This is a genomic window from Acinetobacter sp. ANC_7511 (assembly GCF_056779975.1).
This window is the reverse complement of record NZ_JBWYIY010000001.1, coordinates 141961-157517: the sequence shown is the minus strand read 5'-3', so window position 1 is coordinate 157517 and position 15557 is coordinate 141961. Positions and strand designations below refer to the sequence as shown.

Here is a 15557-nt window from a genome sequence, read left to right as displayed (position 1 = left end):
ACTCCTTGACGAGCTAGTCTCCCTAAACTCCCTCTTTTTAAATAGAGGGGCTTTTCTTCCCCCTTTCTTAAAGGGGGAGATGGGGATTTAATAATTAAAGAATAACAATGACTTTATCCGACCTTCCTGATATTGAAATCACCAAAAGTATTCGATCGAAAAGACTACGTCTACGTATAGATGGAACGTCAATTCGTGTGACTGCGCCATGGTTTTGTACCCATAAACAAATACAACAGTTTGTTCAAGATTCAGAAGCTTGGATCGTTCAAACTTGGCAGGCACAACAAAGTAAAATTCAACAGATTGATCGCGTTTTACCTTTATCTTTACAGTTATTTAATTTAGAAAATTCTATTAAAATTCAATATATTCAGCAGAAATTAAACTATAAGTTTGATTCAGTGATGAATGAGCTGAGTGTGAGTGATCGTCAGCCTCAACAATATTTAAAAGCCTTTGTTATTGATTATGCTAAACAGCATCTGCCTGTATATCTGGCTCAAGTATCTGATCAGTGTGGTTTAGCTTATCATGGCTGTAAGATTCGTCAGCCAAAAACGCGGTGGGGAAGTTGTACAGCACGTCATGACATTATGTTGAATAGTGCTTTGGTGCTTTTTCCTCAGGAAATAACACGCTATGTTTGTGTGCATGAATTAGCACATACAAAGCATTTTGATCATAGTGCTCAGTTTTGGGCGGAAGTGGCGAAGTATGATCCAGATTTTAAACTTAACCGAAAAAAATTAAAAATAACGCCGTTGCCACATTGGTGGATGCATAATTAATTATTATGCTGGGATTGCTTTGTCGATATTAAAAAATCAATTGTTTAGCGCTAGTCAATTAGTCTGATCTGGCGACTGGTATTCTAAATTTTGGCTATCATGATTGCTCTGTTTGGTTAGTTTGTCTCTAATATGCTCATAAGACGAATTGGTGTGTGTTTTTTTGATTCTAATTTTGTCTGTACCTGCTTTAATGCTTTATAGCATCCTCATGTATATTCTACTGAACCCGAGTAATCCTATTCACTTTCATTGGACAAACTATTTATCGCTTTTTGGCGGGGCTATAGCGTGGTTGATATTATTGATCATGGCAATTTTATAGATAAATCAAAAAAAAAGATTTCTAAATTGCTTTCCGTGAGTGGAGGGTTATGTTCGGTATGGGGAGTAACTCCTTTTGTTGTGAAACAGGATCCGATCGTATTTCTTGCTCTCCCAGGGTTTATATTTGCACTGTATTTATGCTATTTGAGTTGGCAGGTAAATCAAAGAAGTCACATGATAGACTTTATTAGATGCTTAACAGAACCATCTAAATTATTAAACTTATAAAATAACAGCATTCCCATATGAAAGGGTTCAGAAAGTCACAAGTTCCTGTCATACTACTGCCTGTAACGAATACAGTCATTTAGAGGTAGATATCGTGATTTCAGTTGGTATTGTTGGTGGTACAGGATATACAGGCGTTGAACTTTTGCGTCTTTTGCTGCGACACCCAAATGTTCAAGTGAAAGCACTGACTTCTCGTACTGAGGCTGGTCGTCGTGTCGATGATATGTTTCCAAGTTTACGTGGTCATACCGATCTAGAGTTTTCAGATTTAAGCTTAGATTTATTAAAGTCTTGCGATGTTGTGTTTTTTGCGACACCACATGGTGTAGCGATGAAACACGCTGAAGAATTAGTAGCAGCGAATACAAAAGTAATCGATTTAGCCGCTGACTTTCGTTTGCAGGATTTAGCGCAATTTGAAAAATGGTACGGTATGGAGCATGCTTGTCCAGATCTACTTAAAAATTCAGTGTATGGGCTTTCTGAGCTCAATCGTGAAAAAATTAAACAAGCTCAAGTGATTGGTAATCCTGGTTGTTATCCAACGACAGTTCAAATTGGTTTGGCGCCTGTACTGAGATCTTCAGAAGTATTGGTAAAACCTGAAAGTATTATTATTGATGCAAAATCTGGTGTATCTGGAGCTGGACGCAAAGCAAGTTTAGGCATGATCTATACTGAAAATGCTGATAACTTCAAAGCCTACGGTGTTGCAGGGCATCGCCATCATCCTGAAATTGTTGAAGCGCTTGAAAATATATCGGGACAGAAAGGTGTATTTGACAATATCCTTTTTGTTCCGCATTTGGTGCCGATGATTCGTGGCATGTTATCTACAATATATATCGACTTAACAGAAGCAGGTCAGCAAGCCGATTTGCAAGTAATTTACGAACAGTTCTACCAAAACGAGCAGTTTGTTGATGTTATGCCGGCAGGAAGTTCACCAGAAACTCGTTCTGTTCGTGGATCAAATGATTTACGTATTGCGTTGTATAAACCACAACCAACAAAGTTAGTCATTTTAGTTGCCCAAGATAACTTGGTGAAAGGTGCAGCAGGACAAGCTGTTCAAAACATGAATTTAATGTTTGGATTTGCGGAAAATGCAGGCCTTAACGTGATTGGTTTATTACCATAAAAAACCTTTTTTGACTTCACACACATTTAACTTTGCAGTTAAATGTGTGTTTTGATTTTATAAATTAGAGATGACGATGCAAAACTCAGAATCAAATAATACGTCACAGCATAAAGATGAAAAAAATATCGGTTTTTTTCAATCGAATAAACCCCTTATGGCGGGTGGAATCATCTTATGTGCAGGCAGTTTACTTCTGGGCTATACGGTTGGTCATCGTCAAGGTCTAACTGTAGTTGGTTATGATGCTGACGCGGAACAATTGGTTGAAGTTGTCGAAAAACAAAAAAAAGAATTATCTGAGCTGAATAAGAAATTAAATACCTCAGTTCAAGAACGTGATGTTGCTGTAACTAACTCAAATGATATGTATGCTGCATTAAATCAAGCCAACGCTGAAAAACTTCAAATTGAAGGTCAGAGTGCGATTTTCCGAGAAGTGCTGAGACAACGTGGTGGATTAAGTTTAACAGTGCAAAATTTAGCTGTTAAGTCGCTTCCAGAAAATGTATATGAATATCAGGTTGATTTAGTTCAAGTCAGTTCGAATAAACGTAAAGCATCTGGTGAAATTGAAATCAGATTAATTCAAGGTACGGAAGTCTTGGTTGTTCCAATTTCAGAAAAATCATTCAATTTCGACCATTATCAGCGATTAACTGGTCGTTGGACGATGCCAAAAGGCTTTACGCCCCAATTTATTGAAATCCGTGTAAAAGGCTCAAGTGCTCAAACCAAGCGCTTTAGTTGGCAACGTGGTGAAGCAATCGAATCAACTGCTGCATTTGCAGCTGAAGTACCGCAAGCTGCGGCAAATTCTCAATAATAGATTATAGAGTGCTATGCGAAGTAATAAACGTCATAAATGTCTCAATGACATTAAATTATCATTTCAACAATCTGGATTGGTGGATTGGCACTTCAATCCACGATTGAGTGATGCACAAAATGATGAAGCCGATGGCGATTTAGCTGTAGCAACAGCACCACCGCAATTTAAGCGACCTCCCTTATACAATGTGGTATTGTTGAATGATGATTACACGCCAATGGATTTTGTAATTGAAATTTTACAACAATACTTTGCATTGAATCTTGACCAAGCTACCGAAGTAATGCTAACAGTACATTATCAAGGGAAAGGTATCGCAGGTGTCTATCCTAGAGACATTGCTGAAACCAAGGCGAATCAAGTCAACAATTATGCGCGCTCTCAAAGTCATCCATTGCTTTGCCAGATCGAGCCACAAGAATAAGGGGATCACATGCTCAGTCGTCAATTAGAAGTATCACTGCGTTTGGCTGTTAGCATGGCTCGTCAAAAGAGACATGAGTTTCTTACAGTTGAACATTTGTTACTCGCACTTTTAGATAATGATTCTGCCGTGAATGCACTAAAAGCCTGCGGTGCAGAAATTGTCAGTTTGCGTAAAGAACTTGAAGAGTATGTAGAGCAACATACGCCTAAATTAGGCGATAATGCTGAGCAAGCGCCTCATCCTACAGAAAGCTTTGATCGTATATTGCAACGTGCAATTTTCCATGTTCAGTCTAGTGGTGGAGATCGGACAGTTGAAGGTGCAGATGTACTGGTTGCAATGTACTCAGAAAGAGATTCATTTGCGGTTTATTTGCTAAAACGCCACCAAATCAATCGTCTTACTTTAACTCAATATCTTTCACACGGTGCGCGTAAGGAAGATGTTCCAGCTGAAGAAGAAACGGATGACTTAGATGGTGAAAACTCAGCCTCAGCAAATGCAGGTCCATTAGAACTTTATACCCTAAATCTCAATGCAGAAGCTTTAAAGGGTAAAACCGATCCTTTGATTGGTCGTGAAAAAGAAATTGAGCGTGCAGCTCAAATTCTATGTCGACGTCGTAAAAACAATCCGCTTTTGGTGGGTGATCCAGGTGTGGGTAAAACATCCATAGCAGAAGGTTTGGCTTGGCTGATTGTTAACAATAAAGCACCAAAGCCACTGCTGAATGCGGAAATCTATAGTTTAGATATCGGTGCACTTGTTGCAGGTACAAAATACCGTGGTGACTTTGAGAAACGATTAAAGCAATTGTTAAATGCCCTAAAGAAGAAGCCCGAAGCAATTTTGTTTATTGATGAAATTCATATGATCATTGGTGCAGGCTCAAGTATGGGTAGCACTATGGATGCATCGAATTTAATCAAACCTGCATTGGCAAATGGTACTTTACGTTGCATTGGCTCAACAACGTTTCAAGAATATCGTCAAGTTTTTGAAAAAGATCATGCATTATCACGCCGTTTCCAAAAAATTGATGTTAATGAGCCATCAATTAATGAAACAATTGATATTCTTCGTGGACTCAAGTCTAAATTTGAAGAATTTCATAAAGTTCAATATGATGATGCAGCTCTTGTTTCTGCAGTTGAGTTATCGGCTAAATTTATCAATGATCGCTTCCTCCCAGATAAAGCGATTGACGTAATAGATGAAGCAGGGGCACAACGACGTTTGAGAGCTGATCAAGATAACACTTTGATTACAGTTGAAAATATTGAAGATATTGTTTCGAAAATTGCACGAATTCCACCTAAAACTGTGTCTAAAGATGATAAATCTGTACTTGAGCACTTAGAGCGTGATCTTAAACGAGTTGTATTTGGTCAAGATGAGGCGATTACCGCATTATCCTCTGCAATTAAATTGTCACGAGCTGGGCTTAAAGCACCAGATAAGCCAGTTGGTAGTTTTGTATTTGCAGGACCTACTGGTGTAGGTAAAACTGAGGTAACAAAACAACTTGCAAAACTACTCGGTGTTGAACTAGTCAGATTTGATATGTCTGAATATATGGAACGCCATGCGGTTTCACGTTTAATTGGTGCACCTCCAGGTTATGTTGGTTTTGATCAAGGTGGCTTACTGACTGACGCAATACATAAAAATCCACATTGTGTATTGTTATTGGATGAGATTGAAAAGGCACATCCTGATGTGTTTAATTTATTGCTGCAAGTCATGGATCATGGTTCATTAACTGATAATAATGGTCGTAAGTCAGACTTCAGAAATGTCATTATAGTGTTAACAACGAATATTGGCGCTGAAAGTATTTCCCGTACAAGTATTGGTTTTACAGAGCAAGATAATAGTCGTGATAATCAGGAAGCAATGAAGAAGGCATTTACACCAGAGTTTAGAAACCGCTTAGATGGGGTTATTCAATTTAAAGCTCTACCTACGACAGTAATCGATTCTGTAGTAGATAAATTCCTTACAGAACTTCAAGCTCAACTTGATGACAAAAAAGTTGTTGTAGAAGTAGATCAGTCTGCACGAGATTGGTTAAGTGAAAATGGTTATGATCGTCTGATGGGTGCTCGTCCAATGCAGCGTTTGATTCAAGAGCATTTGAAAAAGCCGCTTGCTGAAATGATTTTATTTGGTGAGCTGGCTGAAAACGGCGGTAATGTAGCAGTAACAGTTAAAAAAGAAGATGGCAAAGCTGTTGGATTAAAGTTGGAAGTATTTGAAGATTCTGCAGCTGAACCAGCATAGTGTGTTATTAATTGTATTAAAGCCCGTTTATTTAAACGGGCTTTAATTTTTGGGTGAAAGTATGGACATACAAGTTACAAAAGTAATATCTACGACAGCTTTATTTTTTCTGACTGCACTGATGGAAATATTAGGGTGTTACTTTCCATATTTGATCCTAAATCAAGGGCGTGCGCATTGGTTGTGGCTACCCACTTTTGTCGCACTCGCTGCTTTTGTGTGGTTATTGACTTTGCATCCAGCAGCATCAGGTCGAATATATGCTGCATATGGAGGTATTTATATTTGTTCGGCATTGTTGTGGTTAAAGTTTGTGGATCAAATGGATCTTACTAAATGGGATATCATTGGTGGCGGAGTGGTTATTTTCGGGGCGCTGATTATCATTTTACAGCCACAAGGCTTAATTCGGTGAGTTGTTATAGGAGAAAGTCTATTTAATTAAATTAATAATAAATCGACTTTGAATATTTTTGAGAAAAATTTAGAAGCCTATTTAATAAAATTTACATAAAGGCTTTTTAAATTGGCATGAAATAGGCATATATTTTCCGCCTATAATTTTGAAATACTTCAGAGTTTCATCATTATTCGACAACAAACGATGTAATTAGAATAAGGATTTTTCATTTGTCTACAACATATTCCAAGCAAGAAAAAACCAGCCGTATCAAAGGAATTATTGGTGCAGCTTCAGGTAATTTAGTTGAATGGTTCGATTTTTATATTTATGCAGTATTCGCTGTATATTTTACCCAAGCTTTAACTGCGCCAGATATGGATAGTTCTACCCAAGCCATCTATGTGTGGGGTGTATTTGCAGCAAGCTTTTTTATGCGACCCATCGGTAGTTGGCTTTTTGGTCGAATTGCAGATAAACACGGTCGAAAAAAATCAATGGTCATCTCAATTATATTGATGGCTATAAGTTCTTTCATGTTTGCAGCGTTACCAACGTATGAGCAAGTGGGTATGGCTGCACCGTTTTTATTATTAATGGTTCGATTGCTTCAAGGCTTATCCGTTGGTGGTGAATATGGTGCTGTGGCGACTTATATGAGTGAATTGGGTTTAAAAGGTCAACGTGGCTTTTTTTCATCATTTCAATACGTAACGCTCACGGGTGGTCAACTCCTTGCAAGTTTATTGGGTGTAATATTCTTAGCTTTTATGTCTGAACAGCAGCTTTATGATGGGGGATGGCGAATTCCATTTATTATTGGTGGTGTTGCAGCAATTTTATCTTTATTAGCGAGAAGTAGATTAGAAGAGACTTTATCCAGTGATGAAAGTGATAAAGAAGATTCTGGTACACTTCGTGAGCTTTTTAAAAATCACTGGAAAACTTTCCTTTTGGTAGTTGGTTATACTTCAGCAGGCTCTCTTAGTTTCTATGTGATTACAGTTTACTCAAAAACTTACCTTACCAATATTGGAATAGATCCTAAAACGGTAGGGTTGATGATGACAGCCTGCATTTTTGTACTCATGGTGGCGCAACCATTCTTTGGTGCATTGTCAGATCGTATTGGTCGCAGAAATTCTATGCTGTTATTTAGTGGTCTGATGGCTATATTTATCTATCCAGTCATGGCAATTGGGATGAGATATTTCAGCGAAACTCCATTCATTGTAGCGATGCTACTGATTTTCCTGATGCTATTGCTTAGTTTGTATACCTCTATTGGCGGTATTGTAAAAGCTGAAATGTTCCCTCCGCATGTTCGTGCGTTGGGTGTAGGTTTCTCTTATGCGATAGGTAATGCCGTATTTGGTGGTTCTGCACCTTCTGTTGCCTTGCAGTTTAAGGCCGCAGGAATTGAAAATTCATTTTTTATTTACGTGATCATTATTTTAATCGTATGTTTCTTTTGTAGTTGGCAACTTCCCAAAGAACCTAAATATTTAAAAGATGATCATTAAGATTTAGAAAATAAAAAAGCACCCGAGGGTGCTTTTTTAGTGGATGAAATTAATCTTTTTTTAAGCTTTCATTGATGAGGAACTCAACAAGTGCTTTTTGAGCGTGAAGGCGGTTTTCAGCTTCATCCCATACCACAGCATTTTTGTGATCGAGCATATTTTCTGAAATTTCTTCACCGCGATGGGCAGGTAAACAGTGCATAAATAAACAGTCTGGATGAGCAAGATCCATTAGACGTTCATTGACTTGAAAATCAGCAAAAGCTTTTTCACGAATTTTTTGCTCTTCTTCTTGTCCCATGCTGGCCCAAACATCAGTAACGATAAGGTCGGCATTCACTGCAGCATCTTCAGCAGAGTCTACAACTTCGGCGCAGTGCGCGAATTCAGAGAGAAATTCAGGTTTTGGTTCATAACCTTTTGGTGATGCAATCTTAAGTTTAAAGCCCCACATATGTGCAGCTTCGATATATGAGTTACACATATTATTACCATCACCAATCCACGCAACGGTTTTGCCTTGGATAGCGCCACGGTGTTCTACGAATGTTTGAACATCAGCAAGCAATTGGCAAGGGTGGTGATCATCGGTCAGTGCATTAATAACTGGGACTTTAGAATATTCTGCAAAACGTGTGACAATATCGTGGCCAAAAGTACGAATCATCACAATATCAAGCATGCTTGAAATAACGCGAGCTGAATCTTCAATCGGTTCGCCGCGACCTAATTGCGTATCCCGGGACGAGAGGAAAATTGCGCTACCACCAAATTGGGTCATACCAGCTTCAAAAGAAACACGGGTACGTGTGCTCGATTTTTCAAAAATCATTCCCATTACTTTACCAACAAAGGGTTGGTAGACTTCATGATTATGCTGCATGCGTTTTAATTCTATAGCACGATCAATAATGCGATTTAATTCTGCAGTTGAAAGGTCACGTAAAGTAAGAAAATGTCGTAGAGCCATGGTTACTCCACAATCATTGTTTCGTCAAAATAGTGAATGAGACGACCAATAATTGTTGGTTGATGAAAAAAAACGAGAATCGACTAATATACTATATGTAAAGAGAATTGCAAAAAAACTAGACTTTTTGGTGCCCATCTAGGAAGCGATCGACAGAATAGCTGATGTATTCGATGGTTTCTTGATCGGTTTCAAGTACTGGTATCCCCATTAAAATTTTCCATTCTAAATTTCTTAAGATTCCAAAATATAATTGAGCAGAAAATAAAGGATTTTCACATTTTAACACACCAAGTTTATGCGCATTTTCTAATGCATTTGCGATCGCTAACTGGATATGTTTAGGGCCTTTTTCGTGCAAATAAAGAGCAAGTTCTGGATTTTTTTGGGATTGCTCAATCACGAGGCGCATAAAGGCAGTATGATCTTCTTTTTTAATGTGGCGATGAAAGTTAAGTAGTGTATGTATCAGATAAGATCTAAAATCGCCATGATCTGGATCATATGCAACACAGATATCTTTAAAAAAGAGTTCACGTCGATAATCACATATAGCAGTAAAAAGGCCTTCTTTGCCGCCAAAATATTTATAAATAGATGCTTTGGAGCCTCCAGCATGTTGAACAATATCATCCAAAGACACAGCATCGTAGCCACGTTCCAAGAATAGCGTATTGGCGCTTAGCAATAATGCTAAACGTCGTTCTTGACCACGGCGAGTATGGGGCATATCACAACCAGAAGTTTCAATATGCGGAAATGGATGTTGCATGCAGTAACAATAGCGAAAAATGAAATTGAAGATGGAGTATAACAAATTAAAGCACTTAACGCCTGACACTCAAAATAATAACAAAATCAAAAAATGAATGATAATTCATTTTTATATGACTAAAGTTTTAGAGCAAAAATACTAAACGGTCATATATCAAACTAAATTTATAGATATACTAAAAACTCGATAATTATAGTAAACACTGTGGAAAGGAATATGACAGAACAATCGTCTGCAGGCTTAAGATTTAGACAAGCATTAGAAGTGGAAAAGCCATTACAAATCATCGGAACTGTAAATGCATATGCAGCAATGATGGCAAAACAAGTTGGCTATAAAGCAATTTATCTATCAGGCGCAGGTGTTGCAAACTATTCCTATGGTCTTCCTGATTTGGGAATGACGAGTTTAGATAATGTGCTTGAAGATGTTCGTCGTATCACTGAACGTGTAGATACGCCTTTGCTTGTGGATATTGATACTGGTTGGGGCGGTGCATTTAATATCGCACGAAGTATCAAGCAAATGATCGCTGCTGGCGCTGCTGCTGTTCATATTGAAGACCAAGTTGCGCAAAAACGCTGCGGACATCGTCCGAATAAAGAAATTGTGTCACAACAAGAAATGGTAGACCGTATTAAGGCTGCTGTTGATGCAAAAACTGATTCTAATTTCGTGGTCATGGCACGTACGGATGCGCTGCAAAAAGAAGGGCTTCAAGCCGTCATTGATCGTGCATGTGCATGTGTTGAAGCTGGAGCTGATGCTATTTTTGCGGAAGCGATGACTGATATAACGATGTATAAAACAGTCTGTGATGCTGTAGGTGTGCCTGTGCTAGCGAATATCACTGAATTTGGTGATACCCCTTATTATACTACCGAAGAGCTAGCAGAACAGGGGATTTCAATGGTGTTATACCCATTGTCTGCGACACGTGCGATGCAGAAAGCAGCATTAGAAGTGATGCATTCAATTCGTAAAGACGGCACGCAAGTGAATGTTATTGATAAAATGCAACAACGAAAAGAATTATACGAGTTCCTTGATTATCATACTTTCGAAAACACACTAGATAAGCTATTCACTCAGGAGAAATAAAAAAATGGCTGAAGGAAAAGTATTGACTGGCGCAGGATTGCGTGGACAAGTCGCAGGTAAAACAGCACTTTCAACCGTTGGGAAAAGTGGTGCAGGCTTAACATATCGTGGTTATGATGTTCAGGATTTGGCGGAAAATTGCCAATTTGAAGAAGTTGCATATTTAATTTTCTTTGGTGAACTACCTACGGCGCAACAACTTGCGGACTATAAAGCAAAACTAAAATCACTGAGAGCATTACCACAAGCACTAAAAGAAGTGCTTGAGCGTATTCCAGCAGATTCACATCCTATGGATGTTATGCGTACAGGTGTTTCTATGTTGGGTAACTTAGAAACAGAACAGTCCTTTGGTGAACAGCAAGATATAGCTGATCGTATTTTGGCAACATTGCCAGCCATTATTTGTTATTGGTATCGATATAGCCATGATGGTGTTCGTATCGAAGAAAATACTGATGACGACTCAATTGGTGCTCAATTCTTGCATTTATTGCGTGGCGAAAAACCTAATGAATTGCATGAACAAGTCATGAATGTTTCTTTAATTCTCTATGCAGAACATGAATTTAACGCTTCAACATTTACGGCACGTGTGTGTGCTTCGACGTTATCAGATTTACATTCGTGTATTACAGGTGCGATTGGTTCTTTGCGTGGTCCACTGCATGGCGGTGCAAATGAAGCGGCAATGGATATGATTGAGCAATGGAAATCTCCTGAAGAAGCTGAGCGCGAAATGCTGGGTATGCTCGAACGCAAAGAAAAAATCATGGGCTTTGGTCATGCAATTTACAAAGACAATGATCCACGTAATGGGATTATTAAGGTATGGTCTGAGCGCTTGGCTAAGGACGTAGGAGATACTGTTTTATATCCAGTATCAGTACGTTGTGAAGAAGTCATGTGGCGAGAGAAAAAATTATTCTGTAATGCTGATTTCTTCCATGCTTCTGCTTATCACTTTATGGGTATACCAACGAAGCTATTCACGCCAATTTTTGTGATGTCTCGTGTAACAGGATGGGCGGCACATGTGATGGAGCAGCGTGCGGACAACCGTATTATTCGACCAAGTGCAGATTACACAGGACCTGAATTACGCAAAGTTTTACCAATTGAACAGCGTGCTTGAAAAGCATAATAAAAAGCTCCTTCGGGAGCTTTTTATTATGTTGAGCAGAGTAAAATGGCATCTTGTTTTTCGTAGCCTGTTTCAGTAGGAATACCCATATAACTAATAACTGCAACGCGATAATTGGGGAAAGTGTGAGGAAATGCGTAAAGTTTTTTGATCTGAGGTAAATTACGATGATATCGAATATTCTCGAATTGTTGGCTTTTATGCATTGAAGGTTTAGAACGTTGGCTGAGTTGTACCTGAGATTGGAATTTACTTACTTTAATTTCAGGCACGTTTAACCAAAAATTTCCAGTCTGTTCTCTTTGTTTATTTAATTTTAGGTTAGCAGTCTTAGGGCTTAATGGCGCTGGTTTGACAAGGCGAGCTTGAATACTTTGAATTTTGCGAAGCGTATGCTGAGTTTCAGTAATGTGATTTCGGCTATTTAATGGGGTATAAATGGATTGAACCTCAATCGCTTTATGTGGGTTTCTGCTGTTGAGCAAATAATAATAAAGTGTTGGTAGTCGACCAGATTCATCATGGTAATGGCGTAAATAATATATTTTCTGATCTTTAATATCTGAACCTAGTACTTCTATTGTCTCCGGACCGCCGACTGTGGCAAAGGAGGGTGAAGAAATAAGGCAGAAGATGATACCTAGATAAGTTTTATGCTTTAAGTGATTATTGTTCATTTGGACTCATCTTTTTGTATTTTATATTGAGCATGATTTAAAATTTTAGAATTATGATGAAGAATAGGTTAATCAAATGTGTTGATTAACCTAAATCTAGAAGTTTACTCGGCAGTAGTGCTTACAACTTCATCTTCATCATCTTCAGCAGTATCCATTCCTAATTCTTTTAGCTTACGAGTCAAGGTATTGCGACCCCAACCTAAAAGCTCAGCAGCATGGCGTTTTCTTCCTCGAGTTTGTTGTAGTGCAGCATTAATTAAGGTGCGTTCAAACATAGGCGTGGCGATATCCAATAATTTCATTTCGCCATTTTTGAGTTTTTGTACAGCCCACTGACTAAGCAACTCATCCCAATGCTGAATAGCGATACGATCTGCTTGATTGTGTGGATGATTTGGATCATCAGATTTTTGGATTGGTAGTTGTTTTAACTCAGAAGGAAGATCTTCTGGGTAAACCTCTCTTCCAGTAATCATCACTGTCAGCCAGCGACATGTGTTTTCAAGTTGACGTACATTACCTTGCCAAGGCAACTGTTTCATGTATTCAATAGTTTCTGTACGTAAAATCTTTGGACTTACACCAAGTTCTTTACCTGCTCGTGCGAGAAAGTGTTGTGCGAGCATCGGAATGTCTTCCGAGCGGTGAGCAAGTTTAGGAATATGAATACGAATTACATTCAGACGATGATAAAGATCCTCACGGAAGCGTCCATCATGTACTAATTTTTCTAGATCTTGGTGAGTCGCAGCGACAATGCGGACATCAACACGCACTGGAATGTGTCCACCGACGCGATAAAACTCGCCATCAGCTAAAACACGCAATAAACGCGTTTGGGTTTCGAATGGCATGTCCCCAATTTCATCAAGGAATAATGTACCGCCATTGGCTTGCTCAAAACGACCTTGTCGCTGAGTATTAGCGCCAGTGAATGCACCTTTTTCATGACCAAATAATTCAGTTTCAATCAAATCTTTCGGAATGGCAGCCATATTAAGCGCAATAAATGGCTTGCTGCTACGTGGTGAATGACGATGCAATGCATGAGCGACTAACTCTTTACCTGTACCTGACTCACCATTAATTAATACCGTAATGTGTGATTGCGACAAACGTCCAATTGCTCGGAAGACTTCCTGCATTGCAGGAGATTCTCCAATGATCTCAGTTGATTGAATTGGCTGTACGGATGATTTCGCAGATTCTTGTTGTTGGAGCTTATTAATGTGCATGATGGCACGATTGACAAGTGCTAAAGCCTCATCAATATCAAATGGTTTTGGTAAATATTCAAAAGCACCCGTTTGATAGCTTGATACTGCTGACTCTAGATCCGAATGTGCCGTCATGATGATCACAGGTAGATCAGGATAATGACCTTTGACTTTAGCGAGAAAGGTAAGACCATCAATTCCTGGCATCCGTATATCTGTCAAAATTACATCAGGTGTATCATCAAGTAACTGATCCAGTGCAGATTGAGCTTCTTCGAAACTGGTAACATCTAAACCTTCTTCTTTAAATGTTTTTTCTAGAACCCAACGCATGGCGCGATCGTCATCTATTACCCAAATTTTATTTCGCGACATGGTTTAACTCCCAAGGTATATAAAGACTAAATACGGTTTTGCCTGGAACAGATTGGCATTCAATCATTCCATTGTGTTGATGCATAATATTTTGTGCGATGCTCAGACCTAAGCCTGTTCCTTTAGCGCGTCCTGTGACTAATGGATAAAATACGGACTCTAAAATTTCCTCTGGAACGCCAGGGCCGTTATCTTCGATATCAATTCGAACAGTTGAGCGATGTAAAGTTCCGTTAATCGTGACAAGGCGATGAATACGTGTACGCAGGGTTAATTCAGGTTGAGTGTCTTGAAAAAACTCTTTATTTTCAGTCATGGCCTGAATAGCATTTACACTGATGTTCAACATCACTTGAATAAGTTGATCCCGATCTGCTTCAACATCAGGTAAAGAAAGATCATAATCACGAGTAATTTTAATTTTCTTTTTTGTTTGGTTCACAATCAGAGAACGAACGCGTTCCAAAGGCTCGTGAATATTTACAGGTTCATAGCTTGGTAACTGCCGAGAACCGAGCATTGTGTCAGCAAGATTTCTCAGGCGATCTACTTCACTAATAATAATGTCCGTAAATTCTTTATATTCAGGATCATTTAAACTACGTGCCAATAATTGAGTTGCGCCACGTATGCCCCCTAATGGATTCTTAATCTCATGCGCGACACCTCTGATTAATTGGCGTGCGACCTGATGTTGTTGAATAAAATTTTCTTCTTTAGAAATTTTCAACATTCGATCAATTGGATTGAGTTCAATCAGAAGGAGGGGGTGATAACTTTTGCCAGTGTTAAGTTGGGCAACAGAATAGTCAACATGTACATCTTTAAAGTTCACAATAATAGTCGCTTCACGGCGGGTATAAGCTTGCCCCGTGAGTAATGTATTCGTGAGTGCTTCTTCTGTGTTAAATGAATCACCTGGAGATTGTAAAATACTGAGCACAGATTGACCTGATGCTCTTAATAAGCTGATATCAAAGAGTGCTTCACATGAGGAATTTAAATAAAAAATATTTAATTCACTATCGACTAAAAGTATCGCAGTGCTCAAGTTGTCTACGAGTAAACGGTAATCAATCGTTGGTTGTTGATTCATTAACCTCAAAATCCTGTCTTAAAATAGAGCAATTGCATCTATGAGTTTTTCCATCACTGCTCACAAAGAGGGAGTTATTTAATTTTAACGTCCTCAAATAAAGCAAAATATGAGCCAACTTTGTTTGAAATCGTTAAAAACAACTAAAATGAACTCATTTATTAAGAAAAAAAGCACGAAGCGATTGCAAAATATTCATGCAAAGTTGGGTTTATTTAATAATGCATCATATTGGTGCGATTGC

The 15557-nt window shown here is 38.6% G+C and carries 14 protein-coding genes; 9 read left to right on the top strand and 5 right to left on the bottom strand.

Features of this window, described 5'->3' with window-relative positions; translation table 11 throughout:
• The first annotated feature begins 107 nt into the window (after positions 1-107).
• From AC1M9L_RS00860 to AC1M9L_RS00830, 7 genes are all read left to right on the top strand, one after another.
• Positions 108-791, top strand: a complete 684-nt coding sequence (locus tag AC1M9L_RS00860; protein ID WP_481591050.1) for a M48 family metallopeptidase — start codon at positions 108-110, stop codon at positions 789-791.
• Between the two features lie 649 nt (positions 792-1440).
• A complete protein-coding gene (argC, locus tag AC1M9L_RS00855) occupies positions 1441-2490 on the top strand; it encodes an N-acetyl-gamma-glutamyl-phosphate reductase (RefSeq protein ID WP_481589944.1) in 1050 nt (349 codons plus the stop codon).
• 76 nt (positions 2491-2566) lie between these two features.
• Positions 2567-3316 (top strand): DUF6776 family protein, encoded by a 750-nt coding sequence (locus AC1M9L_RS00850; protein ID WP_481591049.1) that lies wholly within the window; start codon positions 2567-2569, stop codon positions 3314-3316.
• 16 nt (positions 3317-3332) lie between these two features.
• Positions 3333-3746 carry an ATP-dependent Clp protease adapter ClpS gene (clpS, locus tag AC1M9L_RS00845; RefSeq protein WP_035263688.1) on the top strand — a complete coding sequence of 138 codons (414 nt, stop codon included), beginning with the start codon at positions 3333-3335 and terminating at the stop codon, positions 3744-3746.
• 9 nt (positions 3747-3755) lie between these two features.
• Complete coding sequence (gene clpA / locus AC1M9L_RS00840) at positions 3756-6032, top strand: ATP-dependent Clp protease ATP-binding subunit ClpA (RefSeq protein ID WP_481591048.1); 2277 nt, start codon at positions 3756-3758, stop codon at positions 6030-6032.
• A gap of 61 nt (positions 6033-6093) precedes the next feature.
• The gene (locus AC1M9L_RS00835; RefSeq protein ID WP_481591047.1) at positions 6094-6447 is read left to right on the top strand and encodes a YnfA family protein; all 354 of its coding nucleotides are present in this window, start codon (positions 6094-6096) and stop codon (positions 6445-6447) included.
• Between the two features lie 215 nt (positions 6448-6662).
• Positions 6663-7955 (top strand): MFS transporter, encoded by a 1293-nt coding sequence (locus AC1M9L_RS00830; protein ID WP_092766357.1) that lies wholly within the window; start codon positions 6663-6665, stop codon positions 7953-7955.
• A gap of 49 nt (positions 7956-8004) precedes the next feature.
• Here AC1M9L_RS00830 and argF read toward each other — a convergent pair whose 3' ends face one another.
• Complete coding sequence (argF, locus tag AC1M9L_RS00825) at positions 8005-8925, bottom strand: ornithine carbamoyltransferase (protein WP_092766356.1); 921 nt, start codon at positions 8923-8925, stop codon at positions 8005-8007.
• Between the two features lie 118 nt (positions 8926-9043).
• Positions 9044-9697, bottom strand: a complete 654-nt coding sequence (locus AC1M9L_RS00820; protein WP_092766355.1) for a TetR/AcrR family transcriptional regulator — start codon at positions 9695-9697, stop codon at positions 9044-9046.
• 219 nt (positions 9698-9916) lie between these two features.
• Between AC1M9L_RS00820 and prpB the strand changes: the two genes are divergently transcribed.
• A complete protein-coding gene (prpB, locus tag AC1M9L_RS00815; RefSeq protein ID WP_035263679.1) occupies positions 9917-10801 on the top strand; it encodes a methylisocitrate lyase in 885 nt (294 codons plus the stop codon).
• Between the two features lie 4 nt (positions 10802-10805).
• Complete coding sequence (gene prpC, locus AC1M9L_RS00810; RefSeq protein WP_481591046.1) at positions 10806-11936, top strand: bifunctional 2-methylcitrate synthase/citrate synthase; 1131 nt, start codon at positions 10806-10808, stop codon at positions 11934-11936.
• A gap of 35 nt (positions 11937-11971) precedes the next feature.
• Here prpC and AC1M9L_RS00805 read toward each other — a convergent pair whose 3' ends face one another.
• From AC1M9L_RS00805 to glnL, 3 genes are all read right to left on the bottom strand, one after another.
• Positions 11972-12622, bottom strand: coding sequence for an aminotransferase (locus tag AC1M9L_RS00805; RefSeq protein ID WP_481591045.1), 651 nt, complete (start codon positions 12620-12622; stop codon positions 11972-11974).
• A 104-nt stretch (positions 12623-12726) separates the two neighbouring features.
• The gene (gene glnG, locus AC1M9L_RS00800) at positions 12727-14217 is read right to left on the bottom strand and encodes a nitrogen regulation protein NR(I) (protein WP_481591044.1); all 1491 of its coding nucleotides are present in this window, start codon (positions 14215-14217) and stop codon (positions 12727-12729) included.
• Positions 14204-15313, bottom strand: coding sequence for a nitrogen regulation protein NR(II) (gene glnL, locus AC1M9L_RS00795; protein ID WP_180027802.1), 1110 nt, complete (start codon positions 15311-15313; stop codon positions 14204-14206). The genes glnG and glnL overlap by 14 nt, the downstream gene beginning before the upstream one ends.
• Positions 15314-15557: the final 244 nt, after the last annotated feature.